At 65.4% G+C, this 16,803-nt stretch carries 14 protein-coding genes and 3 tRNA genes; 13 read left to right on the top strand and 4 right to left on the bottom strand.

Features of this window, described 5'->3' with window-relative positions:
• Positions 1-164: 164 nt before the first annotated feature.
• A tRNA-Arg gene (locus tag AXW84_RS08010) sits at positions 165-238 on the bottom strand.
• A gap of 18 nt (positions 239-256) precedes the next feature.
• Positions 257-330, bottom strand: a tRNA-Pro gene (locus tag AXW84_RS08005).
• A 226-nt stretch (positions 331-556) separates the two neighbouring features.
• Here AXW84_RS08005 and AXW84_RS08000 point away from each other — a divergent pair.
• Genes AXW84_RS08000 through AXW84_RS07995 form a run of 3 tightly spaced genes read left to right on the top strand, consistent with a single transcriptional unit; the run spans position 557 to position 2,315 of the window.
• Positions 557-1,312: a ferritin-like domain-containing protein gene (locus AXW84_RS08000; protein WP_068231122.1), complete on the top strand. Its 756-nt coding sequence runs from the start codon at positions 557-559 to the stop codon at positions 1,310-1,312.
• Between the two features lie 41 nt (positions 1,313-1,353).
• The gene (locus AXW84_RS24665; protein WP_157886884.1) at positions 1,354-1,494 is read left to right on the top strand and encodes a hypothetical protein; all 141 of its coding nucleotides are present in this window, start codon (positions 1,354-1,356) and stop codon (positions 1,492-1,494) included.
• Positions 1,491-2,315, top strand: coding sequence for a ferritin-like domain-containing protein (locus AXW84_RS07995; protein WP_068231119.1), 825 nt, complete (start codon positions 1,491-1,493; stop codon positions 2,313-2,315). Before AXW84_RS24665 ends, AXW84_RS07995 begins: the two co-directional genes overlap by 4 nt.
• A 118-nt stretch (positions 2,316-2,433) precedes the next feature.
• Here AXW84_RS07995 and AXW84_RS07990 read toward each other — a convergent pair.
• Positions 2,434-2,521: transfer RNA gene (locus AXW84_RS07990), tRNA-Ser, on the bottom strand.
• Positions 2,522-2,667: 146 nt separating this feature from the next.
• Between AXW84_RS07990 and AXW84_RS07985 the strand changes: the two genes are divergently transcribed.
• From AXW84_RS07985 to AXW84_RS07940, 10 genes are all read left to right on the top strand, one after another.
• Complete coding sequence (locus tag AXW84_RS07985; protein ID WP_068231116.1) at positions 2,668-3,642, top strand: VWA domain-containing protein; 975 nt, start codon at positions 2,668-2,670, stop codon at positions 3,640-3,642.
• Positions 3,643-3,728: 86 nt separating this feature from the next.
• Positions 3,729-4,757, top strand: coding sequence for a hypothetical protein (locus AXW84_RS07980; RefSeq protein WP_068231114.1), 1,029 nt, complete (start codon positions 3,729-3,731; stop codon positions 4,755-4,757).
• A 70-nt stretch (positions 4,758-4,827) separates the two neighbouring features.
• On the top strand, positions 4,828-6,009 hold the full coding sequence (locus AXW84_RS07975; RefSeq protein WP_269465517.1) for an acetyl-CoA C-acyltransferase: 1,182 nt from the start codon (positions 4,828-4,830) through the stop codon (positions 6,007-6,009).
• 71 nt (positions 6,010-6,080) lie between these two features.
• Complete coding sequence (locus AXW84_RS07970; RefSeq protein ID WP_068231111.1) at positions 6,081-7,508, top strand: toxin-antitoxin system YwqK family antitoxin; 1,428 nt, start codon at positions 6,081-6,083, stop codon at positions 7,506-7,508.
• Between the two features lie 57 nt (positions 7,509-7,565).
• Positions 7,566-8,033: a helix-turn-helix domain-containing protein gene (locus tag AXW84_RS07965; RefSeq protein WP_068227630.1), complete on the top strand. Its 468-nt coding sequence runs from the start codon at positions 7,566-7,568 to the stop codon at positions 8,031-8,033.
• Positions 8,024-8,689 carry an IS630 family transposase gene (locus AXW84_RS07960; RefSeq protein WP_082773621.1) on the top strand — a complete coding sequence of 222 codons (666 nt, stop codon included), beginning with the start codon at positions 8,024-8,026 and terminating at the stop codon, positions 8,687-8,689. Before AXW84_RS07965 ends, AXW84_RS07960 begins: the two co-directional genes overlap by 10 nt.
• Positions 8,690-9,359: 670 nt before the next feature.
• Positions 9,360-11,843 (top strand): outer membrane beta-barrel protein, encoded by a 2,484-nt coding sequence (locus tag AXW84_RS07955; RefSeq protein WP_068231108.1) that lies wholly within the window; start codon positions 9,360-9,362, stop codon positions 11,841-11,843.
• Positions 11,844-11,939: 96 nt separating this feature from the next.
• Positions 11,940-12,752: a hypothetical protein gene (locus tag AXW84_RS07950; RefSeq protein ID WP_068231105.1), complete on the top strand. Its 813-nt coding sequence runs from the start codon at positions 11,940-11,942 to the stop codon at positions 12,750-12,752.
• 110 nt (positions 12,753-12,862) lie between these two features.
• On the top strand, positions 12,863-14,137 hold the full coding sequence (locus AXW84_RS07945) for a gliding motility protein GldB-related protein (protein WP_068231102.1): 1,275 nt from the start codon (positions 12,863-12,865) through the stop codon (positions 14,135-14,137).
• An 88-nt stretch (positions 14,138-14,225) separates the two neighbouring features.
• Positions 14,226-15,560 carry a serine hydrolase domain-containing protein gene (locus tag AXW84_RS07940; RefSeq protein ID WP_068231099.1) on the top strand — a complete coding sequence of 445 codons (1,335 nt, stop codon included), beginning with the start codon at positions 14,226-14,228 and terminating at the stop codon, positions 15,558-15,560.
• Positions 15,561-15,779: 219 nt separating this feature from the next.
• Here the strand turns inward: AXW84_RS07940 and AXW84_RS07935 are convergent, their stop codons facing one another.
• The gene (locus tag AXW84_RS07935; protein WP_068231096.1) at positions 15,780-16,784 is read right to left on the bottom strand and encodes an IS701 family transposase; all 1,005 of its coding nucleotides are present in this window, start codon (positions 16,782-16,784) and stop codon (positions 15,780-15,782) included.
• Positions 16,785-16,803 lie beyond the last annotated feature (19 nt).

Genomic DNA, 16,803 nt, shown 5'->3' with positions numbered 1-16,803 from the left:
AGCGGCTGCAAAAACCAGCCACTAAGAGAACAACCAAAAGTACCTTTTTTATTCCATTTGGCCTACTTTTTGGCCAGATTTCCCGGACCACAAAAAAGCCCTTTCCAGGGCTGGAAAGGGCTTTTTTAGGACCTCCGAGCCGGCTGAAAAGCCGGTTCAAAAAGTGGCCCCGTTTGGATTCGAACCAAAGACCGGCTGCTTAGAAGGCAGCTGCTCTATCCAACTGAGCTACGGGGTCGAAACCGGGGCAACTATGTCGGGGTGGCAGGATTCGAACCTACGACCTTCTGCTCCCAAAGCAGACGCGATACCGGGCTACGCTACACCCCGAAAACTTCCCATAGAGCCAATGGCCGGGGCCCTATGATGGGACAAAGGTACGGCAGAAACCCAGATGCACAACCCAGGCCCCCAAGATAGATTGGGCCTGGCGCCGCAATTTATACGGATGGCCACTCCGGATAATTACTGGTTTTCGTGCGTTTATGGCTATGTCAGCGCCTAATAGCCGTAGGGTTAAATACAGTTTATTTTCCCTTTCCATTCACACTTTTTTATGTCAAATCTCCCTTCTTCCCATCCATCAGCGTCCGAAACGGACGCCCCTGGCTTGCTGGCGCCCGTGGCCCGGCGCTCCTTTCTGCGCTACTCCAGCGCTGGTTTGGCCCTGGGCAGCCTCTACCTAGCCGGCTGCTCGAAAGACGACACCACGGGCCCCAGCAGCGGCGGCCTCATCGACGTGGGCACCGGCGATATTGGCATCCTGAACTATGCTTACGCGCTGGAGCAGCTCGAGGCCGCGTTCTACACCCAGGTGGTGGCCAATTCATACTTCACGAGCGTAGCTTCGGCGGCCGAGAAAGCCATTTTTTCGGATTTGAAGGACCACGAAATCATTCACCGGGAGTTTTTCAAGGCGGCCATCGCCACGGGCCGTATCACCGACAGCCTGGTACCGGATTTTTCGGGCATTGACTTCACGCAGCGTACTACGGCGGCAGGCTCGGCGAAAATGGGCGTACTGAACGCGGCCATGGCGTTTGAAGACCTGGGCGTGGCGGCTTACAACGGGGCGGGCCGCTTCATTAACAGTGCAGATTACCTCACGCTGGCCGGCAAAATTGTGTCGGTGGAGGCCCGGCACGCCGCCGTCATCCGCGAGCTGATAACTACCAACACCTTCGTGGCCAGCGATGTGGTGGACACGACCACCACCGGCCTGGAAAAATCGAAGCGTCCGCAGGTGGTGCTGGCCACGGCCAACAACTTCCTGATGGCAGGCTCCAAACTCAGCGCCAACAACTTCGCGTAAGGCCGCGCGCTCCCTCCTCCTCACTTTGCATTCCTTAGATCATGGACTTATTTAAAATCATTGACGACATCGCCAAGGTTGACCCCGAGGTGTACGACCGGTTTGACGCACGCCGCGCGGTGTTCCGCAACTTCTTGGGCTTCGGCAAAAGGTTTCCGCCGCCGCGCTGCCCCTGGCTGTGAGCACTTTGTTTACCAAGGCCTACGGCCAAACCGCCACGCTTGACCCCGTCATCGTGGCCACGCTCAACCTGGCGTTGCAGCTCGAATACCTCGAATATTATTACTACGATACAGCTTTGAACTCCAGCGGCTTACTCACCCCCGAGCAGACAACGGCTTTCACCATCATCCGCAACGATGAAAAGCTGCACATCAGCACCTTGCTCAGTGTGTTAAAAACCGCAGCCATTCCTGACCCCACCCGGGCCGGCTACGACTACACGACCTCGCAGAACAAGACCCGCTCGCCCCTGATGCCCGCCTTTGCCTCGCTGGGCGGCACCACTTCGCCTACCACCGGCATGTTCACCGACAACGCCACCTTCCTGCTGGTGGGCCAGAACTTCGTGGACACCGGCGTGCGCGCCTACAAGGGCGGCGCGGCCAACCTCATTAGCCAGAAGGACATCCTGGAAGCGGCCCTCAACATCCACTCGGTGGAGGCCCGGCACTCGTCGCGCATCCGCTCGTTCCGGCGCGGCGGCATCCAGGGCACCACGCCCCCAAAAAGCTGGATTACGCCCGACGAGACGCCCGGGGCCCTGCTGCCCAACAACGGCGTGGCCGGTGCGCCCGCCATGGTGAGCCCGTACGCCGCCGGCGCGGACGCCACCAAATACCCCGCCGAGAACAACGTGACCCAGGCCACCCTCGCGCTGACCACTAGCGGCATTGCCTCCGCTACGGCCGGGGCCGAGGCGTTCGACGAGCCCTTGGACGCGGCCACGGTGAAGGCCATTGCCAAGAATTTTGCGGCCAATCCTGCGGCGCTGTTTAATTAAGCGTCCCGCTATGCGGCAAAAAAGAAGCCCCGCCGATTGGCGGGGCTTCTTTTTTGCCCTTGGCAGTGCCCTGAAAAACAAAAAAGCACCGCCTGCGGGGTGCAAGCGGGGCTTTCTGTGGAGAGAGGGGGATTCGAACCCCCGGTAACCTTTAGAGCTACGGCAGTTTAGCAAACTACTGGTTTCAGCCACTCACCCATCTCTCCAATTGGCTGGCCGCTTCCGTCCGAAGCGGGTGCAAATATACGGGGCCGGTTGAAAAACCCGCGCCGCGGCACCAAAAAAATTATCTTTGCTGCGCCCCGGGCCTAGGCCCGGGGCCCCGGCCACTCCTTATCCACTTCGCCACTACTTGCTTACCTGGGCCTACCCTGATTTTGGCTTGCCGCTGGCGGCGGCGGCGCTGGCCCTGCTGCTGGTGCTGGCCTACGTGCTGCGCACCGGCCGGCTGGCGCGGGCCCTGGGGCAGCGCGCCGGCCGCTTGGCCTGGAAGCTGCCACTGCGCCTGCTGGCCGGGGCCCTGCTGCTGGCGGCCTGGCTGGGCCCGGCGCGCGGCCTAAGCCCGCAGCCGGTGCGCACGGCCGGCAAAGACCTGTGGCTGGTGGTGGACGTGTCGCGCTCAATGGACGCGCCCGACGTGGCCCCCACCCGCCTGCTGCGCGCCCAGGCCGAGCTGCAAACCCTGGTGCAGCGCTTCCCAGCCGACCGCCTGGGGCTGGTGGTGTTCAGTGGCGAAGCGGCCGTGCAGTGCCCCCTCACCTACGACCAGGAAGCCGTGCAAACCTTCCTCAACACGCTTAGCACACGCCTATTGCCGCCGGGGCCTACCGCCCTACGCGCACCGCTGGAGCTGGTGCTGGCCCGGCTGGGCCCCGCCGCCAGCCCGGGCCCAGCGGGGCGGGCCACGGCCGTGGTAGTCGTGAGCGATGGCGAAGACTTTGGCGAGAACCTGGAGCCTACCCTGCGCGCCCTGGCCCGCAGCGGGGCCCGGGTGTTTGCCGTGGGCGTGGGCACGGCGGTGGGGGCCCGGCTGCCGCTGCCCGGGGGCCGGCTGGTGCGCGACGCCGCGGGCCGCCCCGTGCTCAGCCGCCTGCGCGAAGCCCCGCTGCTGCAACTGGCGGCCCAAACCGGTGGCCAGTACGTAGCCCTGAACGACCGCCAGAACGGCTTCCCAGCCCTGCTGGCCGACCTGCGCGCCGTGCAGGGCGCTACGGAACAGGTGCGCACCGTGGCCGTGGCCGACAACCAGTACCGCCTACCTCTGGCCGTGGCCCTGGTGCTGCTGGCCTTCGACGTGGCCCTGACTGTAGTAGTCATTCGGCCTTGAGGCGAACCCGCGCTGGGCCGGAACTTCCGTTATTTGGGGCCCCGGGGCCCTAAATGGGCCAGTGCAGGGGCCCTAACCATTGGCGTATGTTGAAGTCGTTGCTCCTGTTGCTCCTGTTGCTGGCCCCGCCCACGTGGCGGGCGCTGACGTGGGTGCACGACCGCAACGCCACCGTAGGCCGTGGCCAAACCGCCTACGCCCGCGGCGATGACGAGGCCGCCGCCCAGGCCTTTGCGGCCGCCGCCGCGGCGCGCCCGGGGGCCCCGGGTTCGGCCGCGCTGCTGCTCAACCTGGGCCACGCCCAGCGCCGGGCGGGGCAAACGGCCGCCGCCCGCGCCACCTACGGCCAGCTGCTCGACCCCGCCGTGCCCCCGGCCCTGGGCAGCGTGGCCCGGCAGCAGCTGGCCGTGCTGGCCGCCGCCGCCGGCGAAACCGCGCCTGCCCTGGGGCTGCTGCGCCAGGCCCTGCGGCTCGATCCCACCAACGCCGGGGCCCGCTACAACTACGAGGTACTGAGCGCCTACCTGGCCCGGCACCGCGCCGCGCCGCGGCTGGCGGCTCCCACGCCCCCGGGGCCCTCGCCGGCCAAATCTTCCGGCCCAAAACCGCCGGCGCCCACCCCGCCGGCCGCCAACCAGCCCGCGGCCGGCACCAAGGCCGGCACCGACCGCGCCGGCCAAGTACCCGACCTCAATCGGCCCGCCCCCACGGCTCCGAGCGCCCCCAAAACCCGCCCCGATGCGGCTGGCCGGCCCGACCCGGCCCAGGCTAGCGCGGCCCCGGGCGCGGCCGCTAGCGGCCGCCGCGCGCCCAAGGCTGACGGGGTCGACGCGCCCGTGCCTACTGGTGCGCAGGCCGGTGCTACCCGCGGCCTCGACGAAAACACTGGCCTTGAAGGGGCCAGCGGCCGCAGCCGCGCCGCGGGGGCCGAAGCCGCCCGGGCCACCGACGCCCAGCTGCAAACCCAGCGCGAACGCCTCCAGGCCATGGATTTATCGCCGGTCCAGACCCAGCAGCTGCTTGATGCGCTGAAGGCCCAGGAGCAGCAGTACCTGCAGCAGGTGCCGCGCCGCCGCGCCGGGGCCCCCGCCCGCCGCGGCCAGCCCACGTGGTGAGGGCCCCGGGCGTACTTTTGGGGCCAATTGATGTTGTTTTCTCTATTCCCACCCACGTTTCGTTGAAACCATGCAGATCAAGGAAGTTGTAATTGTGTCGGCGGTGCGCACCCCGATTGGCTCGTTTGGCGGGGCCCTGGCCTCGGTATCGGCCACTGAGCTGGGCGCCATTGCGTTGAAGGGGGCCCTGGAGAAAGCCGGCGTGGCCCCGTCGGAAGTGCAGCAGGTGATTATGGGCAACGTCATTTCGGCCAACCTGGGCCAGGCCCCGGCCCGCCAGGCCGCCAAAAAAGCCGGCCTGCCCGACACCGTGGAGTGCACCACCGTGAACAAGGTGTGCGCCTCGGGCTCGAAGGCCATCATGTTTGCCGCCCAGGCCATCATGCTGGGGCAGGCCGACTGCATCCTCGCCGGCGGCATGGAAAGCATGAGCAACGTGCCGTACTACCTCGACAAGGCCCGCTTTGGCGCCAAGTACGGCAACGGCCAAATGATTGACGGCCTGATGAAAGACGGCCTTTGGGACCCCTACCACGACTACGCCATGGGCGTGGCCGCCGACCACACGGCCCAGCACTACGGCATCACCCGTGAGCAGCAGGACGAATTTGCCCGCGAGAGCTATACCCGCAGCGCCAACGCCGCCAAGGCCGGCAAAAAGAAGGACGAGATTGTGCCCGTCACCATCGAAAGCCGCGGCAAAACCACCGTCGTGGACGACGACGAAGAGTACACCAAGGTGCAGTTTGAGAAGCTGGCCGGCCTCAAGCCCGCCTTCGGCAAGGAGGGCACCGTGACGGCCGCCAACGCCTCCACCCTCAACGACGGCGCGGCCGCCGTGCTGCTGATGAGCCGCGAAAAGGCCGACGCGCTGGGCATCAAGCCCCTGGCCATCGTGCGCGGCTTTGCCGACGCCGAGCAGGCCCCGGAGTGGTTCACGACCTCGCCCGCGTTGGCTATTCCGAAGGCCCTGAAGCACGCTGGCATTGACGCCAAGGACGTGGACTTCTACGAAATTAACGAGGCGTTTTCGGTCGTGTCGCTGGCCAACAACCAGCTGCTCAACCTCGAAGGCACCAAGGTGAACGTGTACGGCGGCGCCGTGAGCCTGGGCCACCCGCTGGGGGCCTCGGGGGCCCGCATCGTGACGACGCTGCTGAACGTGCTGCACAACGAGGGCGGCAAAATCGGCGTCACGGGCATTTGCAACGGCGGTGGCGGCGCCTCGGCCATCGTGCTGGAGGCCGTGTAGACCCCGGCCCCGTTTTTGACTACGCCAGCGGCCGCGCACTATTGCGCGGCCGTTTTGCGTTCTTGCGGCTTATGAAATATTTGGTTTTCCTGTTTGCCCTGTTTGCCCTCACGGCCCACGCTCAAAAAGTCAAGCGGTTCGTGACGTACTACGACTCGACCAAAACCGCTAAGCGCGAAGTATATACCGCCGTGGTAGCCGGCGATACGCTGCCCCAGGGCACCTACCGGCGCTACTACCGCAGCGGCCAGCTGGAGCAGCAAACCAGCTTCCGCGAGGGCAAGCGCGACTCGGCCTACGTCGAGTTTCACCCCAGCGGGGCCCGCCGCCTCGAAACCACCTACCGCGCCGGTGTGCGCCAGGGCCCCTTCAAAACCTACTACGCCAACGGCAAGGTGGCCCAGGAGGGCAGCTTCGACAACGACGAGCCCAGCGGCGAGCTCACCTACTACCACCCCACCGGCGAGGTGAAGCTGAAAACCGTGCTCGCCAAGGGCCAGCCCAACGGGGCCCTGCGCCAGCTCTACGCCGACGGCAAGCCCCAGGCCGACATCACTTACAAAGATGGCCAGCCCGAGGGCGCCGTAAAGTTTTACTACGCCAACGGCCAGGTGCAGAGCGAGGGCACCCTGCACCGCGGCCTGCTGGCGGGGCCCTACAAAACGTACTACCCCACCGGCCAGCTCGAAACCGAGGTGCAGGCCGACGCCAGCGGCCGCGGCGGCTACCGCAGCTACTACCCCAGCGGCAAGCTCCAAACCGAAAGCACCTACGCCCCTGCCCCGGTTGTGCAACGCGCGGTGCGCAACCCGCTCGGCGACGACCTGGCCAAGCGCGTGGCCCCCACCACCAGCGGCACCGCCAACCTCGACGGCCCCGCCACGAGCTACTACGAAAACGGTCAAATCAAAACCAAAACCACCTACCGCATGGGCGTGCCCACGGGCCACGCGCAGGAATTTTCCGAGGCCGGCAAGCTGGAGCTGGAAACCGACTACGCCAACGGCGGGCGCGACCGCAAGGTGACGCGCTACGGCGCCGCGGGGCCCCTGCCGCTGGCCGAAGAAACCTACAAGAACAACCGCGCCGCCGGCACCTGGCGCACGTTTTTCCCCAATAGCAAGCAGGTGCAAAGTGTGGCGCTGTACAACCCCGCCGGTAAGCTGGCCGGCGAGCAGCTCACCTACTTCGCCGACGGCAAGGTGGCCAGCCGGCTGGTGTACGAGAACGGCTTCGCTACCGGGCTGGGCACGGAAAACTACCCCTCGGGCAAGCTAAAGGCCGAAACCACTTACGCCCACGGCCTGAAGACGGGCCCCTACCGGCAGCTGCGCGAAGACGGCACGCTGGCCGTGCGCGGCGCCTTCCGCAATGGCAAGGAAACCGGCGTGTGGACTTACTTCGGGCCCGACGGCGTGGCCGTGGAGAGCCGCAAAACCTTTCAGAACGGCCTGGAGGTGCCGGCCGGCACCAAGCGGCCCGCGCTCCGCAAGAAGTAGCGTCAGGGGCCCTAGTAGGATAAATCTAGTATCTTGTCGGGTAAAATGACCTGACAAATGGCGAAGTATTATGTCTTAGCGCTGAGGGCCGAAGAACAGGCCTCGCTAACGGAACTCGTGCAGCAGCGGCGCGTGGCCAGCGCCCGGCTTGTGCGGGCTCAGTGCCTGTTGGCCGTAGCTACAAACGGCTTGAACTGGAGCGACACCCAGACTAGCCAAGCCTACGGCGTGAGTACGCGCACCCTGGAGCGCCTGCGCCAACGCGCCTGCGAGGCGGGCGTGGAGGCCGCCCTGCTGGGGCAGCCCCGCCAGCAGTGGCCGGCCAGTAAGTACACCGGGGAGGTGGAGGCGCACCTGGCCGCGGCGGCCTGCTCCACCCCGCCCGAAGGGTACGCCCACTGGACATTGCGCTTGTTGGCCGCTCACCTGGTCACGCTGCAGGTGCTGCCCGAGGCCAGCCCGGCGATGGTGGGGCGGGTACTAAAAAAAATGCGTTACAGCCCTGGAAGCGACAGATGTGGGTGATTCCACCCGCTCAGAACGCGGCCTTCGTCTGCGCCATGGAACGGGTGCTTGACGTCTACCAACGCCCGTACGACCCAGCCCAGCCAGTCGTGTGCCTGGATGAGTCGCCCAAGCAATTACTACGCGAAAGCCGCGTGCCACTCCCGCTGCCCGATGGCAGCACCCGCTACGACTGCGAGTACCACCGCCAGGGCGTGGCCCAGGTGTATATGCTGCACGAGCCGCTGGCCGGTCGCCGCCGGGTGCAGGTCGAAGACCGCCATGACCGACTCACGTTTGCCCGGGCGGTAGCCCGCCTGCTGGAGGAGGACTACGCCCAAGCGACGCGCGTGACGCTGGTGCTCGACAATTTGTCGGCGCACCAGCCCGCCGCTTTTTACGAGATTTTTGACCCGGTACGGGCGCACGCCCTGTTGCAGCGCGTGGAATTTGTGTTCACCCCCAAGCATGGCTCGTGGCTCAACATGGCTGAAATCGAGTTTGCCGCCCTGCTCACCCACGGCCTGCCGCAGCGCGTGCCCGACCGGCCGACGCTGGAAGCGCACTGCTACGCTTGGCAACTAGCGCGCAACCAACTGGGGGCACCCACCAACTGGCAGTTTACAACCGAGAAGGCCCGCATCAAACTCAAACGGTTGTACCCGACAACCGGCTAGATTTGACCTACTAGTGGCTGTTTAGGTTGGAAAGAGATATGTTAGAACGTCATGCTGAGCGCAGCCGAAGCATCTCTACTGCTCCACTAATCATGATTACTGCTGCGGGAAAGATGCTTCGGCTGCGCTCAGCATGACCGCTTTTACTAACTCGAACAGCTTCTCAATCATTTTTTTGCCGCCGGACTTTCGGGTCCGGCGGTTTTTTTATGCGCTTTTGGCAAAACCGCTGTAACGAATGCCCCGGGGGCCCGGTACCCCGGCGGGTGCTGCTTGCGACCAGGAATGGCTTGAGACGGCCGCAAACCCGCAAAAAGATTCGCTGCCCGGGCAACCGTGGGCCCGGTTAGCGCATCTAGAAACCCGGGCACGACGCGGCGGCGAATTTCGTTAAAATTTTTATTGCTGATTATCAACACTTAAGGTAATAATCATCTTAGTTAACGAATATTTAATATCCTAGTACCTTGTATCACAAAGTACCTAACATACCTTTGTTCTGTCGATGACCCAGTACCTGTCGACACCGGCCAGCCGAACGGGCGGGCCTCCCCCGAGAAACCCTTTCCTCCCCGGTGCCGCTGCTGGCCCCGGCCCTTGCCCCAGCGGAACCGCGGCCGCTGCCAAGCCCGGGGCCCCGACGCAGCTTAAACGCTACAACCCACTCACCATGACCTTCTTGCATACCTTTTGCCAGCCCTTGCGGGGCCTGGCCCTGCTCCTTACGGCCCTGCCCCTGGGCCTCCACGCCCAGCAAGCCGGCCCGGCCCAAGTGAGCGGCACCCTGGTGGAAGCCGCCAACGGCCAGCCCCTGCCCTTCGCCGACGTGCTGCTGCTGCGCGCCGCCGATTCGACGCTCGTGACGGGGGCCCAAACCGGCCTCGACGGCACCTTTAAGGCCGAGCACCTGGCCCTGGGGCGCTACATTTTGCGGGCCCAGGCCCTGAACTTCAAGCCCGTGCGCCGGGTGTTTGCCCTGTCGGCCGGGGCGCCGGCCCTGGCCCTGGGGCCCCTGAAGCTGGCCGCCAGCACCACCCAGCTGGGGGAGGTGCAGGTGGTGGCCCAGAAGGCCGTGGTGCAGCAGGAGCTGGGCAAAACGGTGATTAACGTGGAGAAAGACCTGAGCAGTGTGGGCGGCACGGCCGTGAACGTGCTCCAGAACGTGCCCTCGGTGGCCGTGGACGCGACCGGCACGGTGAGCCTGCGCGGCTCCAGCAACCTCACCATCCTGATTGACGGCAAGCCGGCCGGCACCAGCAACGGGGGCCCCGGCCCGCGCCTCGACCAGATTCCGGCCTCGCAGATTGCCCAGGTGGAGGTGATGACCAACCCCTCGGCCAAGTACGATGCCAGCGGCGCGGGCGTCATCAACATCATCACGAAGAAGAACAAGAAAGACGGCTGGAACGGCCAGGCGGCCCTGAACCTGGGCACCCGTGACAAGTACGCTCCGAGCCTGAGCCTGAGCCGCCACCACGGCAAGGCCACCTGGAACCTGGGCTACGACGGCAACGACCAGGTGTACCGCACCCGCACCAACAGCTCCCAAACGGCGCTCCTCACCGACGGGGCCACCACCAGCAGCCTGTTTACGACCCAGGACGGCACCGGCCGCCAGCACAACCGCAACCACAGCCTGAACCTGGGCCTGACCTACGACCTGCCCAAGGAGCAGACGCTCAGCTTGAGCGTGCAGCCGCACTGGGAGCACCAGACCGAAACCGACAACCAGACCCTGACCCAGCAAACGGTGGGCTCGCCCGGCGTCATCACCCAGTACGGGCAGGAGCTGGCCGACGTGAAGGTGAAGGTGTTGGAAAGCTCGGCCGACTACCGCCGCACCTGGGAAGCCCACAAAGGCCGCGAGCTGACGGCCAACGCCGGCGGAGTGCTCATCGACGCCGCCGTGCCGGTAAGCCAGCTGCTGACCGGGGGCCCCAAGCCGGCCGGCTTCACGCAGGCCCAGCAGGTGAACGCCCAGATTTTTTTCGGGCAGGTGGACTTCACCCGGCCCCAGGCCGACGGCAAGGGCAAGTTTGAGACCGGCGTGAAGCTGCAAACCCTGCACAACACCGGCAGCACCGCCATGCGCAAGCCCACCGACGCCGGCGGCGACTTCCAACTCGACCCCGTCAACTCGTTCGACTACGCCTTTACGCAACTGATGCCGGCCGCCTACGCCACGTTCCAGCGCACGCTGAGCCACGGCTGGAGCGCCCAGGGCGGCCTGCGCACCGAGGCCACGTTCTTGAAAGGCGGCGTGGAGAACCGCAACGCGGCCATCGGCAAAAGCTACGTCAGCCTTTTCCCCTCGGCCACCGTGGCCAAGGAGCTGGGCAAGGAGCCGGGCCAGAACCGCTTGCAGTTCAGCTACGCCCGCCGCCTGAACCGGCCCGACTTCATGCAGCAGCTGCCCATCCAGCTCTACCAAGACCCGCGCAACTACCGCCAGGGCAACGCCGCCCTGCTCCCCGAGTTCAGCCACAACGTGGAGCTGGGCCACCAGCTCAACCTGGCCGGCGGGGCCAGCCTCACCAACACGGTGTTTGCCCGCTTCACCCAGAACGCCATTCGCCGGATACGCACCATCGACACGGCTGCCACCCGCACCAACAACGTGGGCGTGGTGACCCGCGAAACCTTCGACAACGTGGGCACCACCAACAGCTTCGGCTTCGAAACGACCTGGGCCCAGCCCCTCACCAAGTGGTGGCGCGTGTCGGCCAGCGGCTCGCTCTACTACTCGCAGATTGCCGCCAACGCCCTGAACACCGCCAACCGCGCCGCCCTGGCCGGCACCGCCCGCCTGGCCAACAACTTCACGCCCCGCAAGGGCCTCGACGTGCAGCTCACCGGCGACATCCGCTCCACGGTGCTCACGGCCCAAGGCCGCCAGCTGCCCACCGGCGGCCTCGACCTGGCCCTGCGCCAGCAGCTGTTCCAGGAGCGCGCCGCCCTCACCCTGCGGGTATCGGATGTGCTGAACACCCAGGTGCGCCGCACCGAGCTGGCCACGCCCGAGCTGCAAACCAGCCTCTACAACAAGTACGAGACCCGCGTGGCCTGGCTGGGCTTCACCTGGTACATCGGGGCCAGCAAGCCCGGCAAAAAGATTGACAACGGCCCCAGCGGCGGCGGCGGCTTCGGCGGCTAGGGCCCCCGCGGGGGCCCCGGTGGGGCCCCAGTTTCTTCACTTCTCACCTTCATTTTCCTCCCCTTTTCACTTCTTCACCTTTTTTCTTCCTGCACCATGAAAATTGCCTCTTTGTTCCTGACCGCCGCGTTGCTCGTTCCCACCGCCGCTACTTTCGCCCAATCGCTTTCGGCCACTGCCACCGCTTCGGGGGCCCCGGCGGCCGCGCCCGCGGCGTCCGTTACCTACTTCGGCACGGTGCCGTCGAACGATGCCGCCCACGAGCAATTTGCCCGGATGCGCCAGGCTTTTGCGCAGTGCCAGCCCACGGTGGTGTTCTTTGAAAACCCCGACCTGGGCACCGACAGCACCGAAGCCGCCACCATCGGCCGCATGGGGCCCGCCGGCTACGCCCGCTTCCTGGCCCAGCAGCAGCACGTGGCCACCCAGCGCCTCGACGACGTATACGCCGAGTACGCCTACCTCCAAACCAAGCTCGCCCCCGAGCCCCTGAAGCTGTACTGGCTACTGCGCCAAACCCAGCAGTTCCGCCAAGCTACCGGGGCCCCCAAAGACCTGGTGCTGCGGGCCACCAAGGCCTTCATCACCAACGGCGCGCACGACCTGCCCGGCAGCGAGCAAGTGGTGCGCACCCCCGCCGAGCTGCGCACGGCCTACCGCACCTACTGCCCCACGGGCGGCGCGTGGTGGTCGCTGCCCGCCACGGCCTTCGGCGCGCAACCCACTGGGGCCCCGGACTTTGTGCTGAACGCCACCCGCGCCGTGAACGAGTACCGCGCCGCGCGCCTGGCCACCCAAGTGGCCGCCGCCGTGCAAGCCGGCCAGCGCGTGCTGGTGGTGCTGGACCGCGCTCACCTGCCCGCCCCCGCCCAGCCCGCCTACGCCGCCCAACCGCGGGTGGGCCGCTAAGCGCCGCGCGTTTCATCAAATAAACCGCCGCAGGGCCCCCGGACCAGCTGGTCCGGGGGCCCTATTCATACCTTGCAAATCGAATATTTCCACTTTTCCATCCTTTGGCAATGAAATACCTGTTGCTGTTGCTGCTGTGGGCCGCGGCCCTCCCCGCCCCGGCCCAGCCCAAAACCCGCGTGGATTCGCTGATGGCCCGGGCCGAGCAGGGCCTGGGCCGGCAGGACTATCCCGCCGCCATTGCCGCCTACCGGCAGGTGGTGGGGGCCCCCGGGGCCAGTCCGCGCTACCGGGCCAATGCCTTTTACAACACCGCCTGCTGCTACGCCCTGCTGCACGACGCGCCGCAAGCCTTCGGCAACCTGCGCCAGGCCATCGGGGCGGGCTACGCAGACGCCGCCCACCTCGCCGCCGACACCGACCTGAACGCGCTGCACGCCAGCCCACAGTGGCCCAAGCTGCTGGCCCAGGCCCGCCAACAGGAGGAAAAAACCCGCATCCGCCGGCCCGAGGACGTGCAGCTGGTGACCACCGACATCGACCACTTCTGGGCGGCCTACGCCGCGGCCCGGCGCGACACGGCGGGGGCCCCGTCCATTTTCCGGCGCGACTATTTCGCCAGAGCCTCCCCGGGCTTGCAGGACTACGCCCAACTGAAAATTGCCAGCGACGCCGAGTTTGCGCAGTGCATCTTGCAGCGGCCCAAGTACTACGGCTCCATCCGGTCCAGCACGGAGGCCATTGCCGCCGAAAAACCGAAAGTCGTGGCCGCTTTCCGGCGCTTTCAGGCATTGTACCCGGCGGTGCGGTTTCAGAACGTCTACTTCGTCATCGGCGGCTGGGTATCGGGCGGCACCGTATCGGACGCGGGCCTGCTCATTGGGGCCGACCAAATCGCCAACGGCCCGGGCGTGAACACCACCGAGCTGAGCCTGCTCCAGCGCAACCGCTGCGCCCCCGTGGCCGAGCTGCCCGCCCTGATGGTGCACGAGCTGGTGCACCGCAACCAGGGCCCCCAGGACGGCACCCTGCTCAGCTACGCCCTCAGCGAAGGCATGGCCGACTTCGTGGGCGAGCTGATAACGGGCTCGCTGGGCAACAACGCCCGCCTGCACCCCTACGGCAACGCCCACGAAGCAGCGCTGTGGGCCGCCTTCCAACGGGAAATGCTGGGCACCAACTCGAAAAACTGGATTGCCAACGGTCCCCAGGAAACCCCCGAGAAGCCCTGCGACCTGGGCTACTACGTGGGCTACCGCATCGTGCAGGCCTACTACAACCGGACCCCCGATAAAAAACAGGCCCTGGTCGACATCCTCAACGTGCACGACGCCAAAGCCTTCCTGGCCCAGAGCGGCTACACTGGGGCCCCCGCTGGGCGCTAGTTTTCCCCGGGCCGCTGTAATGCCGCGGCCGGCGCGGCGATTCATTCCCAACACTCTTCTTGCACTCCCCTTCTTTCTTTCACCTGCTATGCTGCCCCGCGCTACTCCTTTCCTCGTCGGCCTGCTGGGCCTTACCGCCGTGGCGTGCCGGGCCCAGCAGCTCAATACCGCTAAGCTCGACAGCTTGCTGACGGCCCTGGCCGCCAACCATAAGATGATGGGCAGCCTGGCCCTGTCCAAAGGCGGGCAGGTGGTATACCGCCGCGCCTTCGGCGATGCCCGGCTGGCGCCCAGCGCCCCGGCCACGCCCAATACGCGCTACCGCATTGGCTCCATCACAAAGACGTTCACGGGGGTGATGATTTTTCAACTCATTGAGGAGAAAAAGCTGACCTTGGAAACGCCGCTGGCCACGTTTTTTCCGCAGGTGCCCGGCGCCGCGGCCATCACCATCGACCAGCTGCTGAGCCACCGCAGCGGCCTGCACAACTTCACCAACGACCCGGCCTTTCCGGCCTTCATGACGCAGCCCCACACGCAGGCCGAGTTGATGGCCCTCATCGCCGGGCCCAAGCCCGATTTTGCCCCCGGCACCAAGGCGGCCTACAGCAATTCCAACTTCGTGCTGCTGGGCTACATCGTGGAAAAACTCACCAAAATGCCCTACCCGCAGGCCCTGCAAAAGCGCGTGCTGGCCCGGGCCGGCCTGAAAAACACATTCTACGGCGGCAAAATCAACCCCCAAAACCAGGAGGCACTGTCGTACGAAACCGGCCCCGGCGGTTGGCAGTTGGCCCCGGAAACCGACATGAGCGTACCCGGCGGCGCAGGAGCCCTAGTGTCGACGCCCGCCGACCTCGACCGCTTCTTCGAGGCGCTATTTGGCGGCAAGCTGGTGGCGGCCAGCAGCCTGGCCACCATGCAAACCCTGCGCGACGGCTACGGCCGGGCCCTGTTTGCCACGGCGGTGGGGCCCCAGAAAAGCTATGGCCACAACGGCGCCATCGACGGCTTCCACTCGGCGGCCGGCTACTTTCCCGCCGATAAGCTGGCCGTGGCCGTGTGCAGCAACGGCGTCGCCGGCTCCTACTCCGCCGACCAGCTCATGGCCGACGCGGCGCGCATTTATTTCGGCCAGCCCTACAAAATTCCCAGCTTCAAAACCTTTACGCCCGCCGCCGCCGACCTCGACCGCTACCCTGGCACCTACGCCAGCCCCGGGTTCCCGCTAAAAATCACGGTGGCGAAGGGCGGCGCCAGCCTCACGGCCCAGGCCACCGGCCAGGGGCCCCTGCCGCTCGAAGCCGTGGGCCCCGGCGCGTTCACCTTCGACCCGGCCGGCATCCGCCTGGAGTTCGACGCGGCTAAGCCCACCTTCACGCTCACGCAGGGCGGCACCACCCACGTTTTTACCAAGGAGTAAGCTGTTCCAGCGCCTGGAGGCAGCGGCTCGTTGTTCATGCTTCCCCATTCAGGCAACGCGACGTCTTGCAAGACCGCGTTGCCGGGAATTTTCTGCCACCATGCTGCTAGCCGCTTTGAGGCGCTAATAGGGCGGTGGCATTTTTTTAGGAAATAATAGTTTAATGCCTATACCTATTACTTACATTTACTGCTGGTTTATTTTTTTTAAATCTAGGACTTACGCAAAAGCCAGCGTTGGCTGCATTAATTCATGGCGCATATACGCATCCAAAAACCCTTGTTTAAGTTGATAAACGGTCTTTTGGGTCTGGTAGGCAGCTTGTTTGAGGCGGGTCCAGGCCCGCATAGCCAGGGCACTATGGTTGCGCTGGCTGCGGGCCAGCCGGCACTGGCAGGCTTGCACGCCGGTGAGTTGCTTGAGTTCGCGGTGAAACTGCTCAATCGTCCAGCGGACGCTGCTTTCGTGTTCGGCAGCGGCCGTGTTCAAGGGCTCGACCTCGTTGGGGAGGAGGTAGTCCGTCCGGTGGGGGGACACCAGTACGCGGAAAAGTTTCAGTTTGCAGTCCTTGGGCATGCCCTTCACTTTCAAGATTTTTCCGACTTCCACCTCTGCGGCCGACCAAGACAGGCAGCTCACGGGCTGATAGGGCTGCTGGCCGCCGGAATCGTCGACGAGGCGGTTGCTTTTCAGCGGGCAGTAAAACGTTTTGCCGGCGGCCAGCAGCCACTTGAACAAGGCCGTGGTCGCGTACCAGCTGTCCATGAGCACCGTGCGGTACGAAATGCCACGTGGCACCAGTTGCGTCAGCCTCTCGGCCACGTGGTCCAGCTTGGTCTTGCCCTCGGTGGCGGGGGCGAAGAGGCGATAGTCAATGAGCCAGAACTGGTCGGTTTCGGGGTTGACGTACACGCAGGTGACCAAGCCGATGCCGGCAATGATGCCGTGGGCATTGCCGCTGTACTGGCGGCGCACCAACTCGATGCGCCGACTATGGTGCTTGTCGAGTACCGTGTCGTCAAACAGGACGTAGCCCCGCGCGCTCAACACCACCTGCGGGCGCACCTGCTGCCAGAGCTGGCGCGGCGTGAAGTGACTGGTCTTGAGAAAGTAGCGCACGTTGTCGTGCGTCAGGCCCTCCAAGTGCTCGGCCAGGTACGTGCCGGTGTAATTCACTTGGCTGCTCACCAAAAACTGCCCGTAAAGTTGTGCCGTCACTTTCATGGGTTTTCTTTTCAAGTTA

The organism is Hymenobacter sp. PAMC 26628, from assembly GCF_001562275.1.
Classification (GTDB): domain Bacteria; phylum Bacteroidota; class Bacteroidia; order Cytophagales; family Hymenobacteraceae; genus Hymenobacter.
Note: the sequence above shows the minus strand (reverse complement) of the source record. Positions and strands in the feature narration are given on the sequence as shown.

What these genes read in the sequence shown, in the direction of transcription:
- AXW84_RS07935 (WP_068231096.1), bottom strand. Translation starts at nt 16,784, where the DNA reads ATGAAAGTGACGGCACAACTTTACGGGCAGTTTTTGGTGAGCAGCCAA.
- AXW84_RS07945 (WP_068231102.1), top strand. Translation starts at nt 12,863, where the DNA reads ATGAAATACCTGTTGCTGTTGCTGCTGTGGGCCGCGGCCCTCCCCGCC.
- AXW84_RS07950 (WP_068231105.1), top strand. Translation starts at nt 11,940, where the DNA reads ATGAAAATTGCCTCTTTGTTCCTGACCGCCGCGTTGCTCGTTCCCACC.
- AXW84_RS07960 (WP_082773621.1), top strand. Translation starts at nt 8,024, where the DNA reads ATGTGGGTGATTCCACCCGCTCAGAACGCGGCCTTCGTCTGCGCCATG.
- AXW84_RS07965 (WP_068227630.1), top strand. Translation starts at nt 7,566, where the DNA reads ATGGCGAAGTATTATGTCTTAGCGCTGAGGGCCGAAGAACAGGCCTCG.
- AXW84_RS07955 (WP_068231108.1), top strand. Translation starts at nt 9,360, where the DNA reads ATGACCTTCTTGCATACCTTTTGCCAGCCCTTGCGGGGCCTGGCCCTG.
- AXW84_RS08000 (WP_068231122.1), top strand. Translation starts at nt 557, where the DNA reads ATGTCAAATCTCCCTTCTTCCCATCCATCAGCGTCCGAAACGGACGCC.
- AXW84_RS24665 (WP_157886884.1), top strand. Translation starts at nt 1,354, where the DNA reads ATGGACTTATTTAAAATCATTGACGACATCGCCAAGGTTGACCCCGAG.
- AXW84_RS07975 (WP_269465517.1), top strand. Translation starts at nt 4,828, where the DNA reads ATGCAGATCAAGGAAGTTGTAATTGTGTCGGCGGTGCGCACCCCGATT.
- AXW84_RS07980 (WP_068231114.1), top strand. Translation starts at nt 3,729, where the DNA reads ATGTTGAAGTCGTTGCTCCTGTTGCTCCTGTTGCTGGCCCCGCCCACG.
- AXW84_RS07970 (WP_068231111.1), top strand. Translation starts at nt 6,081, where the DNA reads ATGAAATATTTGGTTTTCCTGTTTGCCCTGTTTGCCCTCACGGCCCAC.
- AXW84_RS07940 (WP_068231099.1), top strand. Translation starts at nt 14,226, where the DNA reads ATGCTGCCCCGCGCTACTCCTTTCCTCGTCGGCCTGCTGGGCCTTACC.